General features: G+C 72.9%; 20 protein-coding genes. 13 read left to right on the plus strand and 7 right to left on the minus strand.

Annotated elements, in window-relative coordinates; all coding sequences use genetic code 11:
• Positions 1 to 232: 232 nt before the first annotated feature.
• Positions 233 to 1,234 (minus strand): LacI family DNA-binding transcriptional regulator, encoded by a 1,002-nt coding sequence (locus ACZ6ZN_RS18420; RefSeq protein WP_469647422.1) that lies wholly within the window; start codon positions 1,232 to 1,234, stop codon positions 233 to 235.
• 349 nt (positions 1,235 to 1,583) lie between these two features.
• Here ACZ6ZN_RS18420 and ACZ6ZN_RS18425 point away from each other — a divergent pair, with 349 nt between their 5' ends.
• The 3 genes from ACZ6ZN_RS18425 to ACZ6ZN_RS18435 all read left to right on the plus strand — a co-directional run bounded on the left by ACZ6ZN_RS18425 (position 1,584) and on the right by ACZ6ZN_RS18435 (position 5,475).
• Entirely contained in the window at positions 1,584 to 2,519 is a 936-nt protein-coding gene (locus ACZ6ZN_RS18425; RefSeq protein WP_469647425.1) for a DUF1996 domain-containing protein, read from the plus strand.
• Between the two features lie 59 nt (positions 2,520 to 2,578).
• The gene (locus ACZ6ZN_RS18430) at positions 2,579 to 3,142 is read left to right on the plus strand and encodes a DUF305 domain-containing protein (protein WP_469647428.1); all 564 of its coding nucleotides are present in this window, start codon (positions 2,579 to 2,581) and stop codon (positions 3,140 to 3,142) included.
• Positions 3,143 to 3,714: 572 nt separating this feature from the next.
• Positions 3,715 to 5,475, plus strand: coding sequence for a serine/threonine-protein kinase (locus ACZ6ZN_RS18435; protein ID WP_469647431.1), 1,761 nt, complete (start codon positions 3,715 to 3,717; stop codon positions 5,473 to 5,475).
• A 64-nt stretch (positions 5,476 to 5,539) separates the two neighbouring features.
• Here the strand turns inward: ACZ6ZN_RS18435 and ACZ6ZN_RS18440 are convergent, their stop codons facing one another.
• Positions 5,540 to 5,890 carry an STAS domain-containing protein gene (locus tag ACZ6ZN_RS18440; protein WP_469647434.1) on the minus strand — a complete coding sequence of 117 codons (351 nt, stop codon included), beginning with the start codon at positions 5,888 to 5,890 and terminating at the stop codon, positions 5,540 to 5,542.
• A 163-nt stretch (positions 5,891 to 6,053) separates the two neighbouring features.
• Between ACZ6ZN_RS18440 and ACZ6ZN_RS18445 the strand changes: the two genes are divergently transcribed.
• The 3 genes from ACZ6ZN_RS18445 to ACZ6ZN_RS18455 all read left to right on the plus strand — a co-directional run bounded on the left by ACZ6ZN_RS18445 (position 6,054) and on the right by ACZ6ZN_RS18455 (position 10,573).
• Positions 6,054 to 8,456 carry an ATP-binding SpoIIE family protein phosphatase gene (locus tag ACZ6ZN_RS18445; protein WP_469647437.1) on the plus strand — a complete coding sequence of 801 codons (2,403 nt, stop codon included), beginning with the start codon at positions 6,054 to 6,056 and terminating at the stop codon, positions 8,454 to 8,456.
• Between the two features lie 70 nt (positions 8,457 to 8,526).
• On the plus strand, positions 8,527 to 8,943 hold the full coding sequence (locus ACZ6ZN_RS18450; RefSeq protein ID WP_398107993.1) for an STAS domain-containing protein: 417 nt from the start codon (positions 8,527 to 8,529) through the stop codon (positions 8,941 to 8,943).
• Positions 8,944 to 9,085: 142 nt separating this feature from the next.
• The gene (locus tag ACZ6ZN_RS18455; protein WP_469647440.1) at positions 9,086 to 10,573 is read left to right on the plus strand and encodes a serine/threonine-protein kinase; all 1,488 of its coding nucleotides are present in this window, start codon (positions 9,086 to 9,088) and stop codon (positions 10,571 to 10,573) included.
• Between the two features lie 25 nt (positions 10,574 to 10,598).
• Here ACZ6ZN_RS18455 and ACZ6ZN_RS18460 read toward each other — a convergent pair whose 3' ends face one another.
• A complete protein-coding gene (locus ACZ6ZN_RS18460; RefSeq protein WP_469647443.1) occupies positions 10,599 to 11,522 on the minus strand; it encodes an NADP-dependent oxidoreductase in 924 nt (307 codons plus the stop codon).
• A 152-nt stretch (positions 11,523 to 11,674) separates the two neighbouring features.
• Here ACZ6ZN_RS18460 and ACZ6ZN_RS18465 point away from each other — a divergent pair, with 152 nt between their 5' ends.
• The 3 genes from ACZ6ZN_RS18465 (at position 11,675) to ACZ6ZN_RS18475 (ending at position 14,802) form a co-directional block, all read left to right on the plus strand.
• Positions 11,675 to 11,938: an HU family DNA-binding protein gene (locus ACZ6ZN_RS18465; protein ID WP_469647445.1), complete on the plus strand. Its 264-nt coding sequence runs from the start codon at positions 11,675 to 11,677 to the stop codon at positions 11,936 to 11,938.
• A 43-nt stretch (positions 11,939 to 11,981) separates the two neighbouring features.
• A complete protein-coding gene (locus ACZ6ZN_RS18470; RefSeq protein ID WP_469647447.1) occupies positions 11,982 to 12,368 on the plus strand; it encodes an SRPBCC family protein in 387 nt (128 codons plus the stop codon).
• A 157-nt stretch (positions 12,369 to 12,525) separates the two neighbouring features.
• Positions 12,526 to 14,802 (plus strand): catalase, encoded by a 2,277-nt coding sequence (locus ACZ6ZN_RS18475; RefSeq protein WP_469647450.1) that lies wholly within the window; start codon positions 12,526 to 12,528, stop codon positions 14,800 to 14,802.
• Between the two features lie 138 nt (positions 14,803 to 14,940).
• Here ACZ6ZN_RS18475 and ACZ6ZN_RS18480 read toward each other — a convergent pair whose 3' ends face one another.
• On the minus strand, positions 14,941 to 15,675 hold the full coding sequence (locus ACZ6ZN_RS18480; RefSeq protein WP_469647452.1) for an SOS response-associated peptidase: 735 nt from the start codon (positions 15,673 to 15,675) through the stop codon (positions 14,941 to 14,943).
• 121 nt (positions 15,676 to 15,796) lie between these two features.
• On the opposite strand from ACZ6ZN_RS18480, the gene ACZ6ZN_RS18485 reads away from it, so the two are divergent.
• Positions 15,797 to 16,135, plus strand: coding sequence for a hypothetical protein (locus ACZ6ZN_RS18485; RefSeq protein ID WP_469647455.1), 339 nt, complete (start codon positions 15,797 to 15,799; stop codon positions 16,133 to 16,135).
• Between the two features lie 28 nt (positions 16,136 to 16,163).
• On the opposite strand, the gene ACZ6ZN_RS18490 is transcribed toward ACZ6ZN_RS18485, so the two are convergent.
• Positions 16,164 to 16,511 carry a hypothetical protein gene (locus tag ACZ6ZN_RS18490; RefSeq protein WP_469647458.1) on the minus strand — a complete coding sequence of 116 codons (348 nt, stop codon included), beginning with the start codon at positions 16,509 to 16,511 and terminating at the stop codon, positions 16,164 to 16,166.
• A 322-nt stretch (positions 16,512 to 16,833) separates the two neighbouring features.
• On the opposite strand from ACZ6ZN_RS18490, the gene ACZ6ZN_RS18495 reads away from it, so the two are divergent.
• Both ACZ6ZN_RS18495 and ACZ6ZN_RS18500 read left to right on the plus strand, forming a co-directional pair.
• Positions 16,834 to 17,298: a GNAT family N-acetyltransferase gene (locus ACZ6ZN_RS18495; RefSeq protein ID WP_469647460.1), complete on the plus strand. Its 465-nt coding sequence runs from the start codon at positions 16,834 to 16,836 to the stop codon at positions 17,296 to 17,298.
• 215 nt (positions 17,299 to 17,513) lie between these two features.
• On the plus strand, positions 17,514 to 18,233 hold the full coding sequence (locus tag ACZ6ZN_RS18500; protein ID WP_469647462.1) for a GNAT family N-acetyltransferase: 720 nt from the start codon (positions 17,514 to 17,516) through the stop codon (positions 18,231 to 18,233).
• Positions 18,234 to 18,298: 65 nt separating this feature from the next.
• Here the strand turns inward: ACZ6ZN_RS18500 and ACZ6ZN_RS18505 are convergent, their stop codons facing one another.
• Entirely contained in the window at positions 18,299 to 18,868 is a 570-nt protein-coding gene (locus ACZ6ZN_RS18505; RefSeq protein ID WP_469647464.1) for a hypothetical protein, read from the minus strand.
• A 215-nt stretch (positions 18,869 to 19,083) separates the two neighbouring features.
• On the minus strand, positions 19,084 to 19,416 hold the full coding sequence (locus ACZ6ZN_RS18510; RefSeq protein ID WP_398107981.1) for a nuclear transport factor 2 family protein: 333 nt from the start codon (positions 19,414 to 19,416) through the stop codon (positions 19,084 to 19,086).
• Between the two features lie 332 nt (positions 19,417 to 19,748).
• On the opposite strand from ACZ6ZN_RS18510, the gene ACZ6ZN_RS18515 reads away from it, so the two are divergent.
• Positions 19,749 to 23,324 (plus strand): AfsR/SARP family transcriptional regulator, encoded by a 3,576-nt coding sequence (locus ACZ6ZN_RS18515; RefSeq protein WP_469647467.1) that lies wholly within the window; start codon positions 19,749 to 19,751, stop codon positions 23,322 to 23,324.
• The last annotated feature ends 164 nt before the right edge of the window (positions 23,325 to 23,488 follow it).

A 23,488-nucleotide genomic window follows, 5' to 3' on the forward strand; every position in this document is an offset into this window, starting at 1 on the left:
GGGCTCACGCGCGAGCGTGCCGCTCGGCGCACAGGCATGCCGATGGGGAGAACGGCGGTGGGGCCGCTTAGTTCACGGTGTGATTTAAGGGGTGATGCAATCGGTGGGCAAGCCCTCGGACACGGATTGCCGTCAAAGCAGCGGGAATTGGGGGCGCGAGCGGGCCCCTGGGCCGACGGGCGGCGCCGGTTGGTGAGGTGGGGCCGGGGGAGGGCGGAGCGCTGGCGGTGAGTCAGCCCGCGGTGGTCGACCGGCGGACGATCACCGAGGTCGGCAGGATGACCGGCTGCCCGGGATGCGCTTCGCCCGACAGGCGGCCGAGGAGCATCCGGGCCGCGGTCTCCCCCATCCGGCGCATCGGCTGCCGGACCGTGGTCAGGGCCGGCTGGGTCAGGCGTGCCACCGGGATGTCGTCGAAGCCGATGACGGCGACGTCCTCCGGCACCCGCAGTCCCGCCGCGCGCAGAGCGGACAGGGCACCCATGGCGGCGAGGTCGTTGTGTGCGAAGACGGCGTCGAACTCCCGTCCCTCCCGCAGGAGACGGCGGACCGACTCCTCACCGCCGGCCTCGGTGAAGTCGCTCTCGACGAAGAGCGTGGAATCCGTCGGGTGGCCGCTCGCGGCGTACGCGGCGTCGAAGCCCTCGCGGCGGTCGCGTACGCAGCCGAAGCGCAGCGGCCCGGCCAGGACCAACGGCCGGAGCCGCCCCTCGTCCAGCAGGTGGCGCGCGGCCGCGGCTCCCCCCTCACGATTGGCCGCGGTCACGTACGGGAACTCCGGGTGGCGGCCCCGGTCGTCGATCAGCACGACCGGAAGTCCCCTGCGGTGCAGTGCGGTCAGCATCGCCAGCGTGTCCTCCGGCTCCACGGCGATCAGTCCGTCGAAGGCGCGGGCCGAGACCTGGCTGGTGAACCACTCGACCGAGTCGGTGCCCCGGTTGCAGGTGAACAGCAGCAGACCGAACTCGGCCGCCTCCACCGTGTCGACGACCCCCTGGAGCACCTCACCCATCCACGGCCAGGTCAGGGACGGGACGAGCATGCCGACCGTGCGGCTCCTCCCACGGGCCAGGCCCACCGCACCGGAACTCGGCACGTACCCCAGCCGGTCGATGACCTCCCGGACCCGGGCGGCCGTCGAACTGTCCACCTCGCCGCGCGTGTTGAGCACCCGGGAGACGGTCGTCTTGCTCACGCCGGCCATCCGGGCCACGTCCGCGATGGTGACACGCACCGCATCCCTCTTCCTGCGCACGAACACACGGCCGCCGGACGGGACCGCCCCCGACCGGATCCGGCGCCGCTCCCGGAGCGACGCCCGAGTCAAACAGCGGCTTTCCCCCCACGTCAACACCGCAGTCAGGCGCCGCGGCGGCACCTCGCCGCCGCCCTGTGCCGGGGCCGCCGCACAGGCCGTCGGCCACGGCGAAGTCCGAGGCGGAGCAGAGCAGTTGGGCGTACCAATCGCTACGGGAGGTATTGACGGCAGCGCGGTGTGTCCCTTTCATTCACGCACAAGGCCGGAACCGGTTCCGGAACCGCTTCCGGCAACAGCCCCCACCACTTCCCCCAGGAGGAGTGCTGTGCTGAGAACATCCCCCCGCCCGCCCACCGGCAGCCGGTCCAGGCGCCGCGCCTGGACCACCGCCCTGGCCTCCCTCGGCCTGCTGTTCGCGACCCTCTACACCGGAGCGGCCAACCCCGGCAGCCGCCCGGACAGCACCGACCTGAACGCCGCCCCGCAGGGCGCCCAGGTGGTCCGGGTCGCGGAGTTCCTCGCCGAATGCCCCTACAGCCACCGGCTCCCCGACGACCCGATCGTCTTCCCGGGGCTGCCCGGCGCCTCCCACATGCACAGCTTCTTCGGCAGCCGGGTCACCAACGCGCACACCGACGTCACCGACCTGCTCGGCTCGGCCTCGACCTGCGCCCCCGCCGTGGACACGTCGTCGTACTGGGTGCCCACGCTCTACCGCAACGACCAGCCCGTGGAACCGACCGGCACCACCTTCTACTACCTCGGCGAGGGCGTCCGCGACGACGTCATCCAGCGCATCCGCCCGTTCCCGCAGGGGCTGCGCATCGTGGCGGGCAACGCCAAGGCGACCGGCGTCGGCGACCCCACCTCGGTGGCCCGCTGGTCCTGCCTCCACCACGGCGAGGTCAACCCCTCGAAGGACTTCGTCACCTGCCCGGCGGGCTCGATGCTGGAGTCCTACCTGGACTTCCCGCAGTGCTGGAACGGGAAGGACCTGGACTCCGCCGACCACAAGAGCCACATGTCCTACCCGGTGAACGGCGCGTGCCCGTCCACCCACCCCGTGCCCGTGCCCAAGCTGCGGCAGGTGCTGCGCTACCCCGTGTCGGGGAGCACCCAGGGCCTGCGGCTCGCCTCCGGGCCCGGCTACACGATGCACGGCGACTTCTTCAACGCCTGGCCCGAGAACGAACTCGCCCGCAGGGTCACCACCTGCATCAACGCGATCGTGAAGTGCGGAGCGGACGGCAACCCCTCCTGACCCCGCGAGACGCGGCACAGTCCCCGCCTCGGCACGGCGACCACGCTCAAGGAGCAACGATGGCCCCTCCGACTCCTCGCCGGTTCGGCAAGGCCCTCGTCGCCACCGTGCTGTGCGCGGTGGCCGTGTCGGGGTGTGGCGGCTCGCCGCCGCCGGAACGGCCGCAACCCCGTGCGGTCGCCCGGCCCGACGCCACCGAGGTGGGCTGGATCCAGTTGGCGATCGCGATGGACGTACAGGCCCGGCACCTGCTCCTGCTCGCACCGGAGCGCAGTGGCGACAGGGAGGTGCGGCACTGGGCGTCCGAGGTCGCCGCCGGCCGGGACACCGAACTCATCCGGCTTCGCGCCCTCTTGAGCAGGAGAGGAATCCCCGACGACAACCCCCACGAGGGCCACGACATGCCGGGCATGGCCGACGCGCGGGAACTGCGTGCTCTGCGCACCGCCCGCGGCCGGACCTTCGACCGGCTCCTGCGCTCGGCGCTGCGGGAACATCTGGAGCAGGCACGGAGGTTGGCCGTCGCCGTGCAGAAGGCCGACGTCGGTGCCGACGTGAGGAGGACGGCGCTCGACGCGGGTGCGTCCGCGTCGGACGCCTTGCGCCGGATGCCCCCGCCCTGACCGCGCCCGGGCCGGCCGTCCCGACCGGCCGGGTGAGGGCTCGAGGGGTGCTCGGCGACCGGTCCGGGGGTCGCGGCGTCCTACGACGCCGCCACCCTTCCGCCACCAGGACGTCCCGGCGCGCGTCCGCTGGGACGGCCCGGGTTCGCCCACCGTGATCAGCCGAGACCGAGAAGGTCGAGCAGGAACTGGATGAGGCCGTATCCGCCGTCCATCGAGGTCACCCCCTCTCCGCGTGCACTGGGTGTGGGTCATCCATACCGGGGGCGACACGCCTTGATGTTCGGCCGGATGAGGTATTTGTGCACGGTGCGGGCGGGGAACGTACGGGCAGGCGGGACGTGGGCCGTCAGCGCGAGTGACCCGCCGGGGTCCGGTCCGGGAGGACGCGGATCACCGGCCCGGACGGGTCCGGTGTCCGTGCGGGCGGGTGACGCGGCCACGCCACGGAGGGCGGCCACGGCCGTCCGTGCGGCCGGGGCTCGCTTGCCCGAGGGCGGCACCGTGACCGTGCCGCGCGTGAGAGGCATCCGTGAGAAGTCGTGTCACCGACATCCCGTAGGCTCCCGGCCATGAACGAGGGGGAATCCGGCAGACGGGTCATCGACGGGCGCTTCGAGCTGGAGGCGCGACTCGGCGGCGGTGGCATGGGCCTGGTGTGGCGGGCCCGCGATCTCATCCTGGACCGAGCGGTCGCGCTCAAGGAGGTACGGCCGTCCGATCCGGGTCTCGCCGAGTACGATCCGGCCGCCGCGGCGATGCTGCGGGCGCGGGTGCTGCGCGAGGCACGGGCCCTGGCCCGGGTCGACCACCCCAACGTGGTCACCATCCACCACGTCGTGGACGGCGGCGAGCACACCTACCCGTGGCTCGTCATGGAGTTGGTGACCGGCGGGTCGCTGCAGGACCGGCTGGACAAGGGTCCGCTGGCGCCCGTCGAGGCCGCCCGGATCGGCCGCGAGGTGCTGGCCGCACTGCGCGCCGCGCACGCCGTCGGCATCCAGCACCGGGACGTGAAGCCCGCCAACGTGCTGATGAGGCCCGACGGGCGCCCCGTGCTCACCGACTTCGGCATCGCCGCCATCAGGGAGTCGACCGTGCTGACCGCGACCGGGTCCATCATCGGCACGCCCGACTACATGGCCCCCGAGCGCATCTCCGGCGGCGAGGGCGGCCCGGGCTCCGACCTGTGGTCACTGGCGATGATGCTGTACGTCGCCGTCGAGGGGCATCACCCGCTGCGCAGGGGCACCACCCTCGCGACGCTCGCCGCCCTCCTCAGCGAGGAGCTCCCGCCTGCTCGCCGGGCCGGGGTGCTCACCGGCTTCCTGAACGCCGTGCTCGTCAAGGACCCGGCCGGCCGGGCGGACGCCGAGACGGCGGACCGGATGCTGGCGGAGGCGGCCGGCGGCTCCGGCCCCGCGCCCGGTGCCCCCGGCGGGGACCACCAGGCTCCGCCCGGCGGAGGCGGCCCGGCGACCTCGTACCGGCTGGCGCCGGCGCCGGACCCGGTGCCCGCCCCTTCCGGGTTCGGGCCCCCGACGGGTTTCGGCCCGCCGACCGGCTTCCGGCCGACGGGCCCCTACGACGCCGTGCCCGGGCCCGTCGCTCCGTCGACGCCCTACCCGACGGGCCCCACGCGGTCGACGACGCGACCGGGCGGCCGGGCGAGGAGCCGCATCATCGTCGCCTCGTCCGTCGTCGGCACCGTGCTCGCGGGAGTCCTCGTGTGGACGCTGGTACCGGACGGCGGTGACAAGGGCGACGGGGAGGCAGCCGATCGCCCCGGCTCCTCGTCGACGTCGACCGGCACGAAGGACCCCACCCCCGAAGCGCCGAGGGCGTCCCGGTCGGCCCCGGCCTCGCAGGCGGACGCGGACACCGATCTGCTCACCCCGGACGGCATCCGGACGGCGGTGAAGGAGATCGAGGCCGCGACCGGCACGGACCGCGCGTGCCGCTTCATCGTCTATCCGGGATACGTGTCGGCGGAGATCATGGTGAAGGGAAGCGCCACCAAGTACGACTCGTACACCTACCGCCCGGGCCGAGGTGTCGAGAAGGGCATCATCAGCGGCGCGATCATCGGGGGCGACCGCCCGTTCGACCTCGACGAGTTCGACTGGGACGTCCTTCCCTCCTTGCTGAAGCGGGCGGAGAAGGACCTGAACGTGGAGGATCCGACCTCGCGTTACCTCGTGGTCCGCCCCGCCGACGACACCTTCGACACACCCCTCGGACTGGCGGTCTACTTCGCCGACGAACATGTGAGCGGCCATCTGAACGCCGATCTGAAGGGCAAGGTGACGCAGGTCCTGCCCGCGCAGGACTGAACCCGGGGGGCGCGAGCCGCCGATCGCCGGGGAGTCGAGGTGCTTCACATGCCTTTGCTGCGACTTACGCGGTTTCTCCCGGCAGTGTGTCCTGCACGGTGAAGTGTCCGAGGGTGCCGGTGACGTCCAGCAGGCGGCTGACCGAGGCGTTGAGCGGGCCGAGCAGGACGAAGGCGCGGCCCGTGGCGTCGTGGCGGCGCCGGGCGTCCAGGAGCGCGTTCAGCAGCATGCTGTCGGCGAAGACCACCTGCGAGAGATCCACGGCGGTGGTGGGCAGCCCGGCGCGGTCGGCCGCCGCCCAGGCGGCCTGGACGTCCTCCGCGTCCTCGAAGTCCAGCTCACCGCGCAAAGCGACACACACCACCTGATCGAGGCGGGTGACGTGTACTTTCGTCGACTCGAAGGGCACAGACATTGGCTCATCCTCACACCGGAGCCAAACGAAGATCCAGTAAGTCCCGGTGTGATCGCCATGACACCGACGGACGCAGGGCTCCGTGCCGGCCGGGTCACCGGACAGGTCGCCCGCACTCCGGGTGGCGGCCCGGAGGGGCGCCGGCGTGCTCTACTGTCTGACCATGGCTGCACCGCACTCGGCCCACGGACATCACCCGGTCGGCGACCTCACCGCACACGACCTCTCGGCCTTCGATCTCACCGATATGGCCGCGTGCGGTGTGCGACTGCGGGAAGCCGTCCGGTCGGCGCCGACGCTCGACGCGGCGGCACAGTCCCTCGCCGACTTCCTCCACGGCCGGCTGAGCACCGACCGGGGCGCGCGGCGCCCGGACGTCAGCGTGCATCTCGCTTCCCGCCCGAGCCGCGACGCGTTGCGGGAGTTCCGCCCGCGGGCCGCCGGCCTGCCGGACACGGACCCCTCCCCGCCGGGGGAAGCCACCGGCAGTGCCGCTCTGGCGTACCGGCTGCTCGAGCGGACCGGGGCCGGGACGGAACACACGGACGACACACCTCTGCTCGAAGCGGGTGTCGCCGTCCTGCAGGTGGACCGCACCGGCGACGCACCGCAGCCGGAAGGGGGCGACGACCGCGATCCCGCGTCGGCCCTGCTCTTCGGGGGGCCCCTGACCGGGCAGGAGTGGTTCGTCGTGACGCTGGCCTGCCCCGTCGAGCTGCCTAGTGCGACCGCGGACCTGTTCCGCCCCCTGGCCTGCGGCGCGCGCCTGGCGTTGCTGTCCGCCGGAGGCGCGCCGCCCGCGCTGCAGGCACAGGCGGCGGCCGCCCTGGCGGACAGCCTGGACGGCACGGTGGCGAGGCGGGCCGCGCACCTGCAGGGTGCCGTGGCCGAACTGCGCTCCACCGAGGCCCGGTTGCGGCGCTCCCAGCGAGAGCTCCAGCAGCGCGAGAGCGAACTGCGCGAGGAAGCCGCCATCGTGGAACTCTTGCAGGAGATCGGCGGCACCCTCGCCGCGGAACTGGACCTCGACGCACTGGTCCAGCGCGCGGTCGACACCGCGACCCGCCTGTCCGGGGCGGAGTTCGGGGCGTTCTTCTACAACGTCCTCGGCGAGACCGGGGAGTCGTACCTGCTCTACGTCATCTCCGGTGTGGACCGGTCGGAGTTCGACAAGTTCCCCATGCCGCGGAACACCCAGGTGTTCGAGCCGACGTTCCGCGGTCTGGGGGTCGTGCGGTCGGACGACATCACCGCGGACCCCCGCTACGGGCACAACGCGCCGCACCACGGCATGCCCGAAGGGCACCTGCCGGTCCGCAGCTACCTCGCCGTTCCCGTGGTCTCCCGCGGGACGGTGCTCGGCGGCTTCTTCTTCGGGCACGCCGAGCCCGGAGTGTTCACCCAGCGCCACGAGCGCCTGGTCACGGGCGTCGCCTCGCAGGCCGCCGTGGCCCTGCAGAACGCGCAGAGCTACCGCCAGGAGCGGGAAGCGGCGATGGCGCTCCAGCGCCACCTGCTGCCGCGCCTGCCCCGGGTGGACGGCATCGTCACCACCTCGCGCTACCTCCCCGCGGCGCGCAGCCGCGGCGCCGGGGGCGACTGGGTGGACCTCATACCGCTGCGCGACGGCGACGTGGCCCTGGTGGTCGGCGATGTCATGGGCAAGGGGGTCACAGCGGCAGCCGTGATGGGGCAGATCCGCACGGCCTGCCGCGCCTACGCCCAACTCGGCCTCACCCCCTCCGAGGTCCTGGAGCAACTGAGCATCCTCGTCGACGACATCGCACCCGGCTCCATCGTCACCTGCGTCTACGCCCTGCTGGACCGGGACCGCGCCCTGCTGCGTGCGGCCGTGGCCGGCCATCTGCCGCCGGCCCTGCGCGATCCGCACGGCGGCGTACGGTTCCTCGACGAACAGGTGGGACCGCCCCTGGGAGTGGGACGGCGGCAGTACGCGCAGGCGGAAGCCCGCCTGGAGTCCGGTGCGCGGCTCCTGCTGTACACCGACGGCCTGGTCGAACGCCGCGGGCGCTCCATCGACGACGGCCTGCGGCAGCTCGGCGAACTGCTGGCGGGTCCGGTGGGCGAGGTCGAGGCCGACTGCGACTCGTGGCTGGAGGCACTGGCCGACGGACAGCACGACGACGACATCGCCATGCTGTACCTCTACCGGCCGGAGGATCCGGCCCACCACGTCGTGTCGGTCGTACGGGACTATCCACCGGTCTCCGGCGCGGTCCCCGAGGCCCGCGACCTGGCAGCCCGGACCATGCGCGCCTGGGGCCTTCCCCACCTCGCGAACGACCTGATGCTCATCGCCGACGAACTGGTGGCCAACGCCGTACGCCACGCCAGGACCGCGATGCGGGTCGAACTGCGGCGCAGCGGCGGACGCGTCGTCCTCGAAGTGACGGACAGCAGCACCGAGGAGCCGCGGCTGATCGTGTCGAACCCGGGGGAGTTCGGGCACCGGGGCATATTCCTGGTGGACGCGCTCGCGACACGATGGGGCACCCGCCCGATCGACGGCGGCAAAGTCGTGTGGGTGGAGGTCGCCACCGCGTGACACCCGCCCCGGCCCGCTCCACGGACAGCCCTCCGTCCTGCCCGCCCACTCCACCGGAAAGACGCCCGCGATGACCCCGTCCCAGGAACCCGAGGCGCACGAGCCCATCAGCCCGGCAGAGGCCGACACCGGCAGCCTGCTCCCGACCGGGCCCTCCCTGACCCTCGTCTCCCGTCGCGGCCCCCGGCACGCGGTCGTCGCCGTGACCGGCCCCCTCGACTACCACACCACGCCCCAGTTGCTCGGGCACCTGACCACCAAGGAGATGCAGGAGGTTCCCCTGCTGCTCCTCGACCTGGACCAGGTCGACTTCTGCGACTCCAGCGCGCTCGGTGCCTTCGTCGCCCTCCACCGCGGCCGCATCGAGGCGGGGCACGGATTCGGGCTGACCGGGTTGCAGCCGGAGGTCCTGCGCATTCTGGAGCTCACGCGTCTGACGACCGTGCTGCCGCTGTACGCCACGGTCGACGAGGCCCTGTCGGCCTGACGCACCCAGCGGGGGACTCCACCGCCGGGGCAGGGCGGCGGGACACCGTGTGCAAGCCGCCGAGGGCTGGGTACCTGCGTTCGGTGGCTCGTCGACGACGGGTGTCCGAGCGGTTGCGCGTGGGCGCGGTGGGGAGAACGAAGTGGGGTTGCGCGAGATGCGGGGCGCACGGACGGTGCGGGGATGTGCCCGGATCCTGGCGGGCCGCTACCGTCTGGACGCGCCGATCGGATCAGGCGGCGCGGCGGACGTGCACCGCGGGTTCGACCTGCGGCTGCGCAGGCCGGTCGCCGTGAAGGTCTTCCGCGCCGGTACGGGCTTCGACTCGGAGGACGCCCTGCGCAGCGAGGCCGTGATCCTGGCCCGGTTGCAGCATCCGGGGCTGGTCACCGCCTTCGACGCCGGACACCACGACGGGGAGGCCTTCCTCGTCATGCAGCTGATCGACGGACCCACCCTGAAATCGCGCATCGCCCAGGGACCGTTGCCCTGCGAGGCCGTGGCCGGACTCGGCGCGGCCCTGGCCGACGCCCTGGCGCACGCCCACGAGGCGGGCATCGTCCACCGGGACGTCAAGCCGTCCAACATCCTGCTGGACTCCTCGGGCCGCCCCCACCTGACGGACTTCGGCATCTCCCGGCTGCTGGACGCGACCACCCGCACCGCCACCGGCACCCTGACCGGAACGGCGGCCTATCTCGCGCCCGAACAGGTCCTGGGCCGGCGCGTCGCACAGCCCGCCGACATCTACGCCCTCGGCCTGGTCCTCCTCGAATGCCTCACCGCCCGGCTCGAGTACGACGGCGGCCCCCTCGAGGCTGCCATCGCGCGCCTGCACCGCCCGCCCGCCGTGCCGGACTTCCTGCCCGACGGCTTCGCGGACCTCCTGTGGCGCATGACGAGTCTGGAGGAGTACGACCGGCCCACCGCGGGCGACTGCGCCCAGGCACTGACCCGTCTCGCCGGAGCGGGCACGCCGAGCCCTGCCGGAGCCGCTCCGCAGCGCGCGCTGAGCGTCGTGCCGTCCACGGTCGCCGATCGGGCGGACAGCACGCACCGGAGCCTGCCCCTGGCGGTGGCGGCGGCGGGTCCCGCCACGGCTGCCCCCGCCGCGGCTGCCCCTGCCGCGGCTGCCCCTGCTTCGGCCGAGACGGGTCTGCGGCCCGTCTCCAGGCGCGCCCGGTTGCGAACCGGCGGTGCCGCGGCGGCACTTGCCGCCGTGGTCGCCGCCGGCCTGGTGGTCACGGACGGTTTCTCGCACCACGACGCCGCGGGCGAAACGGCCCCGTCGGCCACGGACCGGGACGACCCGTCACGGACTCCGGACTCCGCGGCGCACCGGGCGGACACACCCTCGGCATCGGCGACCCCGCCCTCGGCCGGTCCCTCCGCCCCGAGCCACCCGGCGCGTGACTCCGCCGCGACGCGCGTCGCCCACGTGTCCTCGTCCGGCTCGCGACCGGCCGACCGGCCCGCCCCGACATCCGGCACTCCTCAGCGGGTCGGGGCCGAGAAGGCCACCGAGCCAGGGGTCGAGAAGGCCACCGAGGGAAAGGCCAAGTCCCGGCAAGGGCCGCCGGCCCACGCGCGACAGCACCAGAAGGGCAAGAAGCCGGCCCGTACCAGGTGAACGGTGAGGGGGCGCGGGGTGGGGATCAGCCGGTGCCGACGGAGAGCACCAACTTCCCCCGGGTGCGCCCTTCGCGGCTGAGCCGCCACGCCTCGGCGGCGTCCGCGAGCGGGAGGACCCGGGCGACCGGGACGGTCAGGCGGCCCTCACCGGCCAGTCGGCCGAGCTCGGCCAGTTGCGCGGAATCGGGGCGTACCCAGACGTAGTGGCCCCTGCGGGCGGTGACGGCGGGGTCGACGATCGACGCCAGACGGCCCGGATCGGCGAGCAGGCCGAGGGACACCTCGACGGCGTCCCCGCCGACGAAGTCCAGGGCCGCGTCGACGCCCTCGGGCGCCAGGGCCGCCACCCGCTCGGCCAGGCCCTCCCCGTACGTGACCGGCTCCACGCCCAGACCGCGCAGGAACGCGTGGTTGTGCTCGCCGGCCGTCCCGATGACCCGTGCTCCGCGGGCCAGGGCCAACTGTGCGCCGAGCACCCCCACTCCACCCGCCGCCGCGTGCACCAGGACGGTCCAGCCGTCGCGCACTCCGACGCGGTCCAGGGACTGCAGGGCCGTCAGCCCCGCCAGCGGCATCCCGGCCGCCTCCTCCCAGGAGAGCGAGGCCGGCTTCCGGGCGAGCATGCGGACGTGGGCCGAGACCTCCTCGGCGTAGGCGCCGAGCTGTGCGGTGTCCTTGCGGATGTAACCGAAGACCTCGTCCCCTTCGGCGAATTCGCTCACGTCGAAGCCGACCTGTTCCACGACCCCGGCCACGTCCCAGCCCGGGATCAGGGGAAAACGGGTCTCGATCAGCGAGTCCAGGGCGCCCTCGGCGAGCTTCCAGTCCACCGGGTTCACCCCGGCGGCCCTCACCCGGATGAGAACCTCACCCGGCGCGACCCTGGGCCGGGGCTGCTCCGTCAGTGCGAGATGGTCGCCGTACTGCGTGAGTGTGATGGCCTTCATGGGGCGAGAGCATACATGCGTGCGCGGTTTGCCGGTGATAGCAAATAATGCGCCTGCATGTGGTTCCGTGATCCGGAGATGCGGCCGCCTCGGCCTGCCGCGATCGTGGAGGCGTCGGAGCACCGCCCTCGGAACGCGACGGGAAAGTGACCGTGGACAAGTCCCAGCTCAGCCAGATGACCGCTCGACGTGCCGGAGACGCCCCGGGCGCCGGGCAGCTCGACACGGACGACATCAGCCGGGTCCTCGATCTGCTGTTCGGTACGGTCGAGCGGGCGGGTGCCATCGCCGAGGCGCTCAAGGCGCAGGAGACCGTCACCCTGGGGAGCTTCGGCAGCTTCCGGGTGGACGACGGCGTGGCCACGTTCCGGCCGGGCACCGCCCTCACCGAGTACCTGCAGAGCCGGACCCGGTGACCAGCGCACAGGACGCGTGGGCGCGAGGGCGAGCACCGCGGCCATGGGGCGCCTGACGCTCCACGCCACCGGACGGGCCTCTCCCGAGGTGGTCTGGGAGCGTTACGCGTGTCTTGACCGATGGCCTGCCTGGTCACCCCAGATCAAGGCGGTGCACTGCCCCGAGCGCCGGCTCACCGCCGGTTCGAGCGGCACCGTCGAGTCGGTGGCGGGCCTCCGTGCCGTGTTCGGGATCGAGACGGTCGATCGGCAAGGCCGGCGCTGGTCCTGGCGCGTGCGCCTCGGGCCGGTCGTGCTCCGACTGCGGCACGACGTCCGGGCGCATCCCCGCGGCAGCACCACGACCCTCGCCATGGACGGCCCACGCCTCGCCCTGCTGGCCTACGCCCCCCTGGCGCGACTCGCCCTGCACCGGCTCGTGCGGCCCTGACGTCCGTGCCGACCGGACCGCCGTGACCCGGACGGCTGCCGCACACGCGAGCAGGGGTTCGTTCGGCGCATCCGGGTACCCGGCGCCGGGATCACAGGGCCCCATCCCCCCGTGGCCGCACCGGTCGCGGCCGGTAGAAAGCAGAGGAACCGTAGCGATGAGCCAGCCCAACCCCATCAAGCGGGCGACGGACAAGGTCACCGAAGCCCTTCAGGGTCTCGGCGCGGGACCGGAGGAGGGGGTCCCCGGCAAGCCGGCCCCGGAGTCCCCGACCGTCGCGGAACCGACGGAGCCGCGCGAGCCGCTGCCGCCCAAGCACGACCAGAGCGGACCCGACACGATGTCACCCACCGGACAGGCGACCGGTGCGGCCCAGGCCCGCATGGCACAGTCGGGCGCCTACCTGACGGACGCACAGGGCACGCGTCTCTACGACACCGACCACTCGCTCAAGGCCGGCCCGCGCGGGCCGGTGCTGCTGCAGGACCACCACCTGCGCGAGAAGGTCATGCACTTCGACCACGAACGCATCCCGGAGCGTGTCGTGCACGCCCGCGGTGCGGCGGCGCACGGCGTCTTCAAGAGCTACGGGACCGCGTCCGCCGTGACGAAGGCGGCTTTCCTCGCCCCGGGGGCGGAGACGCCGGTGTTCGTGCGCTTCTCCACCGTCCTCGGATCACGCGGTTCCGCCGACACGGTGCGGGACACGCGCGGCTTCGCCACCAAGTTCTACACCGAGGAAGGCGTCTTCGACCTGGTCGGGAACAACATCCCGGTCTTCTTCGTGCAGGACGCCATCAAGTTCCCGGACATCATCCACGCGGGCAAACCGCACCCGGACCGCGAGATCCCGCAGGCGCAGAGCGCACACGACACCTTCTGGGACTTCGTCACCCTGCACACAGAGGCCACACACCACACGCTGTGGAACATGTCCGACCGGGGCATCCCGCGCTCGTACCGGATGATGGAGGGCTTCGGGGTCCACACCTTCCGCCTCGTGGCGGCCGACGGGTCCACGACGCTGGTGAAGTTCCACTGGAAGCCGAAGCTCGGTGTGCACTCCCTCGTGTGGGAGGAGGCCCAGATCGCGGGCGGCGTCGACCCCGACTTCCACCGCCGGGACCTCGCCGACGCCATCGAGGCCGGTGCCTATCCGGAGTGGGAACTGGGCATCCAGACCTTCCCCGACACCCCGGACCAGACCTTCGAGGGCATCGACCTCCTGGACGCGACCAACCTCGTGCCCGAGGAACTCGCCCCCGTCCAGCCGATCGGGCTGCTGACCCTCAACCGCAACCCGTCGAACTACTTCGCCGAGACCGAGCAGGTGGCCTTCCACGTCGGTCACCTGGTGCCCGGCATCGACGTCACCGACGACCCGCTGCTCGCCGGACGGCTGTTCTCCTACCTGGACACCCAGATCACCCGGCTGGCCGGCCCGAACTTCGCGCAGATCCCCATCAACCGGCCGCACTCGCCCGTCAACGACATGCTGCGGGACGGTTACCACCAGGACGCGGTGCACCGGGGCGTGGCTCCCTACCGGCCCAACTCCCTGGACGGCGGCTGCCCGTTCCTGGCGGGGGCGGACACGGGGGCGTACATCGAGACACCGGTGCGGGTGCCCGAGGCCACGAAGGTCCGGGAGGCTCCGGAGTCGTTCTCCGACCACTTCAGCCAGCCGCGCCGCTTCTGGCTGAGCATGAGCGAGGTCGAGCGGGAACACATCATCGGCGCGTACACCTTCGAGCTGGGCAAGTGCTACGAGCAGGCCGTCAAGGAACGGGCGCTGCACGTGCTGGCCCGCATCGACTCCGACCTGTGCGCCCGGGTCGCCGAGGGCCTCGGCCTGCCCGCGCCGGAGGCGACCGAGCCGCCGGCCGACGTCGAGCCGAGCCCCGCTCTCTCCCAGGTGGGGCAGACCTGGCCCACCGACGGCCGGCTCATCGGCATCGTCGCGGCTCCGGACGGTGACCTGGACGGCGTACGGGCGGTGCGCGAGGCGGTGCTCGGCGCCGGAATGGTGCCGCTGGTCGTCGCCCCCACGGGCGGCAAGCTGGGCACGGGCGACGACGCGGTCACGGTGCAGCGGACGTTCGCGACCGCCCGGTCGATCGAGTTCGACGCGCTGCTCGTGGCCGGCTCGCCCGCGCCGGGCGGCGACGCCCACGGTGCCCGCGACGCCAAGGCACTGCCCGCCGGTACGCCCGGGGCCGTCGACCCGCGGGTCGGCCTGCTGCTGGCTGAGGCGTTCCGCCACGGCAAGGCGATCGGCGCCTGGGCGGGGGGCGACGCGGCGCTGACCGCGGTCGGCATCCCGACGGACGGGCCCGGCGTGGTGGTGGGCAGCGACGGCACGTCGGTGCTGGAGCAGCTGCGGGAACTGATGGCCTCGCACCGTGTGTGGGAGCGCTTCGTCACGTCGGTCTGACACCTGGGCCTCGCCGCCGTCGACGACACGCGGCGAGGCCTCCCGCACGGCGGCACTGCGAGCCGATGCGATCCGATGCGATCCGGGTCGGTCCGACCCGTACATCCATCGGCTCGCAGCGCCGCCCGTGCGGGATGGTCAGCCGACCGCGTCCAGCAGGTGCGCACCGTTGTTGCGGACGTTGTTCACCGCCGTGGAGACCGGCCGCGCCCGCAGGTTCCCGTCCGCGGGCTGCGTGAGCAGGGCGCGGAGGTCCTCGGTGTCCTGGTGGCCGGGGTCGAGCCAGGCGTCATAGTGTTCCGGGTCGAGGGCGAGAGGCATGCGGGGATGCACCCGGCCGGCCGCGTCGGTGGCCTCGGTGGTGATGATCGTGCAGGTCAGAAGCCAGGCGTCCGGATCGTCGTCGTCCTTGACCTCGGGATTGCACCAGTACTCGTACAGGCCCGCCATGGCCATCACCTGTCCGTCGGCGGGGTGGATGAAGTACGGCTGCTTGCGCGTCCTGCCCGTCGCCTCGTCCTTCACCTGCTCCCACTCGTAGAAGCCGTCGGCGGGCAGCAGGCAGCGCCGCTTGGCGAAGGCGCGCCGGTAGGCCGGCTTCTCGTGCACGCTCTCGACCCGGGCGTTGATCATCCGGGCTCCCACCTTCGGGTCCTTCGCCCAGGACGGGACGAGACCCCACTTGAGTGCCCGCAGCTCCCGCCGGACCTCCTCCGCCCCGTCCCGCGAGGCACGCTCGAGCACCGCGTGGACCCGGTCGGTCGGCGCGACGTTCCAGCTCGGCGCCAAGGTCTCCTCGGGACGCCAGTCGGTGACGCCGAACAGCTTGGTCAGGTCTTCGGGTCCACGGGTGGAGGAATAGCGGCCACACATACCGCCACTGTGCCACGACGCCGCCGCCCAGGGTGCGGATACCGCCGCAGTGGCGGCCGCCGGCAAGGGTCGGGCGACGACCGACCGCACATCCGCCCGTTCGGCGGGCACAATCGTCCGCGTGAAACCAGACCAGTCACCGGAGCGCACCCCGGACGGGCACTTCGTCCTCATCAAGGGCCGGAAATGGCGGGCCACCGACCCGGCCGTCCCCGAGGACATCGCCGCACGGCTTCGCCGTCACCTCATGGCGGCCCGCCGCGCGGTGCGCTCGGCCACGAGTGCCGCCGACGCGCACGCCGAGCGGGTGGCGCGCGCACGCGTCCACCAGGCGAAGACCGCGCTGGGCGAACGGGGCACCCCCTGGTGGGACCAGAGCCCGGACGAGCGCCGGCGACGCTGGGAACAGGGCCTGGCGCGCCTGGACGATGGGAGACGCGACGACGGGGCGGAGGACTGAGCGGCCGGCGCCCCCGACGTCCCCGTCCTCAGATGCCCATGGAGGCGATCTCGATGGGGGAGCGGTAGGAGGCGGCGGCGGTGACCACGCAGGCCCGGTACGTGCGGTTGGCGTACACCGCGCGGAAGTAGTCGCGCAGGTTCTGCCAGTAGCCGACCAGGTAGCCGAGCCCGGGGACGAAGCCGGGCGGGCGCGGGACGAGGGCGAACGCCTCGCTGCACCGGAGGATCTCGCCGGTGGCGGTGGACAGGATGTCCGCCACCTCCGCGTTCATGTTCCAGCCGGCCGCGAGCTCCGGGCTCCAGATCGCACCGGCCACGGCTCGCAGCTTCTCCTGCTCCTCGGGGGTGGGGTCGCCCAGCATGCTGGGTGCCACGGCCACCGGCGCGTGTGCCGGCGGGGCGGGAGGCGCTGCCACGGCCGGTCCGGCGACGGCCGTCACGAGACCCGAGGCCAGTAACGCCACGGCGACCGCGGCATGCCGGTGCCCGATGCTTCTTCTGCTGGTCGCCACTGTGTCCGCCTCCCGTCGGGTGACCACCCGCGACCGCGGGGGCGGTCCGAAGATCGCATGCGGGGACAAGACGGTCAACGGCGACAACTGGCCATGACGGTAAGGCAGTTGAGCAGTCGCGGTGACCGAGGGACCGCAGAAACTCCGCTGCGTCGGCAGCGAAGGTCTGGGAACATGCGCCGTTGTGGAGATCGACAACGCCCTCGTCGTCCGCCGTGCCGTCGGCCCCGACGCCGCCGCGGTGGCCGAGGTCTGGCTGCGTTCCTACGCGTCGGCGCTCCCGAGTGTGCACCGGGCGCATACGGATGACCAGGTCCGGGTGTGGATCCGGGACGTGCTGATACCCGGCGGGCACACCTGGGTGGCGACCGTGGCGGGCACGGTGGTCGGCATGATGGTGCTGGACGGCGAGGAGCTGGAGCAGTTGTACCTCGATCCGGCGTGGCAGGGCCGGGGCATCGGAGACCACCTCGTGCACCTCGCCAAGCAACTCCGTCCGTCCGGGCTCGCGCTGTGGACGTTCCAGGTCAACGCCTCGGCACGCCGCTTCTACGAGCGGCACGGCTTCGTCGCCACCGAACGGACCGACGGGCGCGGCAACGAGGAACGGGAGCCGGACGTCCGGTACGTGTGGCGTCCCGGCGGCTGAGAGATCCGACGCGGACGCCGGAAAAATCGATGGGCCCCTGTCCGTGGCGCAGGTACTCTGCCGCGGTGGATATGACAGGACAGCCCCTCTTTTGTGACGTCGACCTCGCTGCGCGCATCGAGCGGGCCGAAGTGGAACTCATCTCGAGCGGAAGCGCGGCCGCACATCGCCGTCGGGGAGAGGGATCGGGGTTCCTGAAGCCGGTCACGGGAGGCGTGGCGTCCTTTGCCGAGGACGATTCTCCGCTCAACAAGGTCGCCGGGCTGGGGTTCGGCGGCACACCGGACGACGGTCTGCTCGACGAGATCGAGCGTGCCTTCTCCGAGCGACGGGCCCCCGTGCAAGTCGAGTTGGCGCACCTGGGCGATCCGCACATCGCCGCCCGGCTGACGGAACGCGGCTACCGGCTCACGTCCTTCGAGAACGTCCTCGGGCTCTCCCTGTCCGCCGAGCACCCTCGGTTCGAACCCGAGGGAATCACCGTCAGGACCAGCGGCGACGAGGAGTTCGAGCAGTGGCTCGACGTCATCGCGGACGGTTTCGCGCACCCCGACACACAAGGAGTCGCCTCGCACGAGGAGTTCCCGCGCGAGGTGATCGCCGCAGCCGTGCGTGACCTCGTGAGCGCGGCCGGGGTGAGGCGGTACAGCGCGGTGTGCGAAGGCACCGTGGTGGGCGGGGCAAGCGTCCGTATGGCCCATGGGATCGCCCAGTTGACGGGTGCGGCCACCGCCCCCTCCCACCGGCGCCGGGGTGTCCAGACCGCGCTGCTGGCGGCCCGGCTCGCGGATGCCGCCGCAGCGGGCTGCGACCTCGCCGTCGTCACGACCCAGCCCGGCTCGAAGTCACAGCAGAATGTGCAGCGGCAGGGGTTCCACCTGCTCTACACCCGTGCCGTCCTGGTGAAGCAGGCCGGCGTCACGGACCGGGCCTGAGGGACTGGGGGCCTGAGGGACAGAGGTCAGCGGGCTACGGCGGGCCTCCGGGGCCCGGGCCGCGTCTACCACGCGAGGTGTGCGGCGGTGCGTGCCCGCTCCCACATGCCGGGGATCAGCGCGGCCGGACGCTGCTGCTCGCCGTGCAGGGCGTTCAGCACCACCAGGCACCCGGTCAGGGCCGGGACGGCCCACTGCGCGCAGGCCAGGTGCCGACGCGCCTTGTCGAGGTCGATCGGGTGCTTCCCGGCCTTCTCGATGTCGCCGGGGTCGGAGGAGGACGCGAGCTCGACCTTCTTCCCCATGACCCGGGCGTAGGCGGTCGCGGCCAGGGCCGCGGCGGTGACCACCGTCTTGGCCGTCGTCGAGGCGGTCACACCCTGCTGGGTGGCGACCCGGCTCGCATTGGCGGCGAGCAGTCCGCCGCCGCCGAACAGGTGCGCTCCGATCGCGGCGGCATTGACCGGCGTCCACTTCGCCCACCCGGCGGAGGAGATCCGGTCGCGGGCCGCCTCGGTGCCGCCTTCGTCCCGGGCCGCCCCGTTGAGGCCGACCGCCCCCATCAACGAGCCTCCGAACCAGACCGCCAGGCCGAGATCGTGCAGGCTGCGGATGACGGTGTTGCGTTCCGACATGACAGGGCTCCTCGTTCCGGCGGTCACAGGGGGTGGCCGGGCAGACTGCGGCCACCCGCCCACCTTCGCCCGGCCGTGAGTGTCTCGCCAGCACCGGCGGGCCAGTCGGGTGCAGGCGGCGGACACCCCGAGGGGCACGCCGTGCGAGGGCCGGACAGAGCCCCTGGGGCCGCCTAGGACGAGCAGACCGCAGGGCGCACGGTCGTGCACACGTCTTATCTGTCCGTCGCCGCGTAGTAGCGGTGACACGTGCGCAGCATGCCCTGCGCCGACAAGGTGAAGACGTCCACGAACTCCCTCTGCTGAGGTGCGAGCCGGCCCATCGCCACCACACAGTTGCCGTCGGCCACGATGCGGGTGATGAGGTGCCGGGCGCCCGGAGGCCGCGGCCGCTCCAGTTCTGCCCCGAGGGTGCCGGCGTCCAGGAGCGAGCCGTAGCCGTCGACGTCCCCGGCGTCGAGGTAGTCGTACGCGAGGCGGACGTGGTCGACCCCGGAGTCGGTGATGACGCGGCTGGTACCGGGGCGGCGGGGCGGCGGGATGCTCATGGCGGGGTCCTTTCCTTCGGCTGCTCCGCGTGAGGTCGGTGAGGGGCGGTGCCGTGCCCTCAGCCTCGGGGACACCCGCATCCCGCTGCTATCGCACCCCTATCACGGCCGATCGCGCCCCGGAAGGGCCGCGTCGGTGTGAACCGGATTCCGGTTCGGCGCCGCTGCGGCCTGCGGCGACTCGCTCGACGTCCGGGTGGGGCGGGCGATCAAATCCGGCCAACGACGGTTCATCGTCATGAAATCTCCACACCATGGACAACGCCTGAACGTTTCAGCAAGACTGTGCCCGCTCCACCATCTGTCCAGGTGCGGCTCCTGCTGGGAGACTCATGACCGTTTCGCCCGGCGGGGCTCCGAGCGCCCCCGAACCGGTGGCCTTCTGCATCCTCGGCCCGTTGACGGTCGTCGGCGCGGGCGGGCCCGTGCGGGTTCCGCCCGGACGGCAGGAGATCATCCTCGCGGCCCTGCTGCTGGAGGCGGACCGCGTCGTCAGCACCGACTACCTCGTCGACCTCATCTGGGACGACGAGCCGCCGGACACCGCCCGCACCCAGGTGCAGATCTGCGTGTCCCGCCTGCGCAAGCTCCTCACCAAGGCGGAGATCGCCGCGGCCATCACCACCCGGCCGCCCGGTTACGTCCTCAGGACCGGGGGCGAGTCGGTCGACGCGCTGCTCTTCGCCCGGCAGGTCGCCGACGCGCGCACCGCGGCACGGCAGGGCGATCCGCACACCGCCGCCGATCTGCTGCGCGCCGCCGACGAGTTGTGGCAGGGCCACTGCCTCAACGGCGTGCCGAGCGACACCCTGCGCAGCAAGGCGCTCCAGTTGGACGAAGAGCGGATGACCGCCGCGGAGACCCGTATCGACCTGGAGCTCGATCTCGGCCGCCACCACCATCTGGTCGCCGAGATACGCACGCTGGTGCACGTCCACCCGCTGCGCGAGCGGCTGCGCGGTCAGCTCATGCTCGCCCTGTACCGGTCCGGGCGGCAGGCCGAGGCGCTGGAGACCTACCGCGCCGGGCGCGAACTCCTCGTCGAGGAACTGGGACTGGAGCCGGGCAGCGAGTTGCGCGGTCTGGAGGCGGCCATCCTGGCGGGCGAGGTTCCGCCGGCGCCCGCCGGTCCCGCCGCCCGTGCCGACCAGGACCCGCACCGCGGCCGTACGCCGTACGCCGACAACGCTCCGGCCGCCGACAACGCTCCGCCCGCCGACGGGACGTCGCGCGGAGAGCCGACCGGAGGCAGCCCGGCCACGAGCACGAGCACGAGCACGAACACGGGTGCGGCGCTGCCTTCCGACCGGACCGCGGCGAGAGCGGGGGCCGGGGCCGAACCGGCCGGCACTGCCCCCGCGCCGGGCGGTGCCGGCCCACTTGTCTCCGCACCGGCGGGTGGCGCCCTCACCGGTGCTCCCGTACCGGCGGAGCGCGGCCCGGTCCTCCCCGCCATGCCCGGGCAACGGGCGGCAGGTGACGGCATCACCCCGGCCGCCTCCGGGGTTTCGTCCGGCACGATCTCGTCCGCGGTACAGCGAGCCGGAGCCCCGGGGGCCGGGGGAGCCGCGACCCTCGACTTCGTGACCCCACCCGGCCTTCCCCGAACGGCCGCCGCTCCCGCCTTCCCCGCCGACGGCCCCCGCATCGCGGCCGACGCCTTCGACGGGTCGACGGGCCGTCCCGCCCCCTCCTTCCCCGCACCCCCCGGTGACGAGATCCCGCGGCAACTTCCCGCCGACACCTCCGACTTCGTCGGCGACGAGCGGCAGGTCGCCGCGCTCCAGGCCACCCTCCTCGGTGACGGCCTGCGCCGCTCCGTCGGGCTGGCCGTCATCGTCGGCAAGCCGGGCACCGGCAAGTCCACCCTCGCCACGCACGTCGCCCACCTGCTCGCCCAGCACGCCTACCCGGACGGGCAGTTGTACTGCGACCTGCGCGGTACCACGGGTGCGCCCGCCGCGGCCAACGAGGTCCTCGGGCGGTTCCTGCGGGCGCTGGGCATTCCGGGGCCGGTCATCCCCGAGTCGCAGGACGAACGCGCGGAGATGTACCGCACGCTGCTGGCCTCGCGGCGGGTGCTTGTCGTGCTCGACGACGCCGTGTCCGAGAGCCAGGTGCGGCCGTTGCTGCCGGGCAGCAGCCACTGCGCGGTCCTGGTGACCAGCCGCCTGCGGCTCACCGGCCTGCCCGGGGCCGAACGCGTCGAACTGGACGTGATGGACACCGAGCGGGCGCTGGAACTGCTCGCCCGGGTCATCGGCGCGGACCGGGTGGGCCGGGAGAAGCCCGCGGCCGAGATGCTCATCCGTACCGTCGGTGGACTGCCGCTCGCCCTGCGGATCGTGGCGGCCCGGTTGGCGGCCCGCCCGCACTGGAGCCTGGCCTCGATGGTGCAGCGGCTGGCGAACGAACGGCACCGGCTCGACGAGCTGACGCACGGCGAGATGACCATGCGGGCCAGCCTCTCCCTCACCCACGACGGCCTCGCACCCGAGGACCGCCGACTGATGCGGCTGCTGAGCCTCGCGCAGGCCGCGACCCTGCCGGGCTGGCTGGCCGGTGCCCTCCTGGACGACCACCGCCCCTACCCCTCGGACCTGCTCGAACCCCTCGTCGACGTGCAGATGCTGGACGTGGTGGGAGTCGAGTCGACCGGCGGGTTCCGCTACCGCTTCCACGAGATCATCCGGGTCTTCGCGCGAGAGCAACTCGTCCTGCACGACGAACCCGCCGTGCAGGCGGCGGCCCTGGAGCGGATGATGGGCGGCTGGCTCTCCCTGGCCGAGCAGGCCCACCGCCGCATCTACGGCGGTGACTTCACCGTCCTGCACGGCACGGCGACCCGCTGGGTGCCGCCGGAGAACTGTGTCGACGACCTGCTCGTCAACCCGCTGGAGTGGCTGGACAGCGAGCACGCCGGCCTCGTCCAGGCCGTCGAACAGGCGGCGGCCGCCGGGATGGACGAGCTGTGCTGGGATCTGGCCGCCACGCTGGCCACCCTCTTCGAGGGCAAGGGGTACTTCGACGACTGGCAGCGTACGCACCAGCTGGCGCTGGACTGCGCCCGCGCGGCCGGCAACACCCGCGGCACCGCCGCGCTGCTGAGCTCCCTGGGGGTCCTGCACCTCGGCCGCAGTCAGCACGAGGAGTCGCAAGGCGCACTGACCTCCGCACTGGACCTCTTCCAGGTGCTCGGCGATCGCCAGGGCCTCGCCCTGTGCCACCGCGACCTCGCCCTGCTGGCGCGGATGCGCGGGGACGACGACCGGGCCCTGACCCTGTACGACCGGGCCCTGAGGGACTTCGACCAGGCCGGTGACGTCGTGGGCCGGGCCATCGTGCTCACCCAGAGCGCGCACATCTGGATGCGGCGAGGCCAGATCGCGGGGGCCCAGGCCCGCCTCGACGAGGCCCTCGGCATCTACCGGTCCGTGGGCTACACGGGTGGGGAGGCGCGCACCCTGCGCCGCGCCGGACAGTTGCAGCAGGGGCAGGGCCGCCACGAGGACGCGGTGCGCACCTACACCGAGGTGCTGGAGTTGTGCCGGGACCATGGCGACGTCATCGGGGAGGGACATCTGCTGCGCGATCTCGGCCACGCCAACGCGGAGTTGGGGCGTGGTGAGGCGGCGCGGGGTTTCTACACCCAGGCGCTGACGGTGCGCGAGCAGATCATGGACCACGGCGGGGCGGCGCTGATCCGGCTGGACCTGGCGCGGCTGCTCACGGGCAGCGACGCGGCGGCGGACCGGGAGTGGTCCCGCGACCAGTTGAGGAAGGCAACGGCCGCGTTCCGTGAGCGGCGGATGACCGTGGAGCTGGCGGAGGCGGAGCGACTGCTCGACGCGACGGGGTCCGCTCGCGCGGCGGGACCCTCGGGAGAGAGCTTCTCGGCGATCGGGTGATCACCGGGCCGCTGTGATCGCGGCTACGGAGGTGGCGGCGGCCGAGCCACCGTGACGGGGTCCCTGCGGTCCCTGCGGTCCCTGCGGTCCCTGCGGTCCCTGCGGTCCCTGCGGTCCCTGCGGTCCCTGCGGTCCCTGCGGTCCCTGCGGTCCCTGCGGTCCCT

The organism is Streptomyces sp. NPDC053665 (assembly GCF_055585285.1).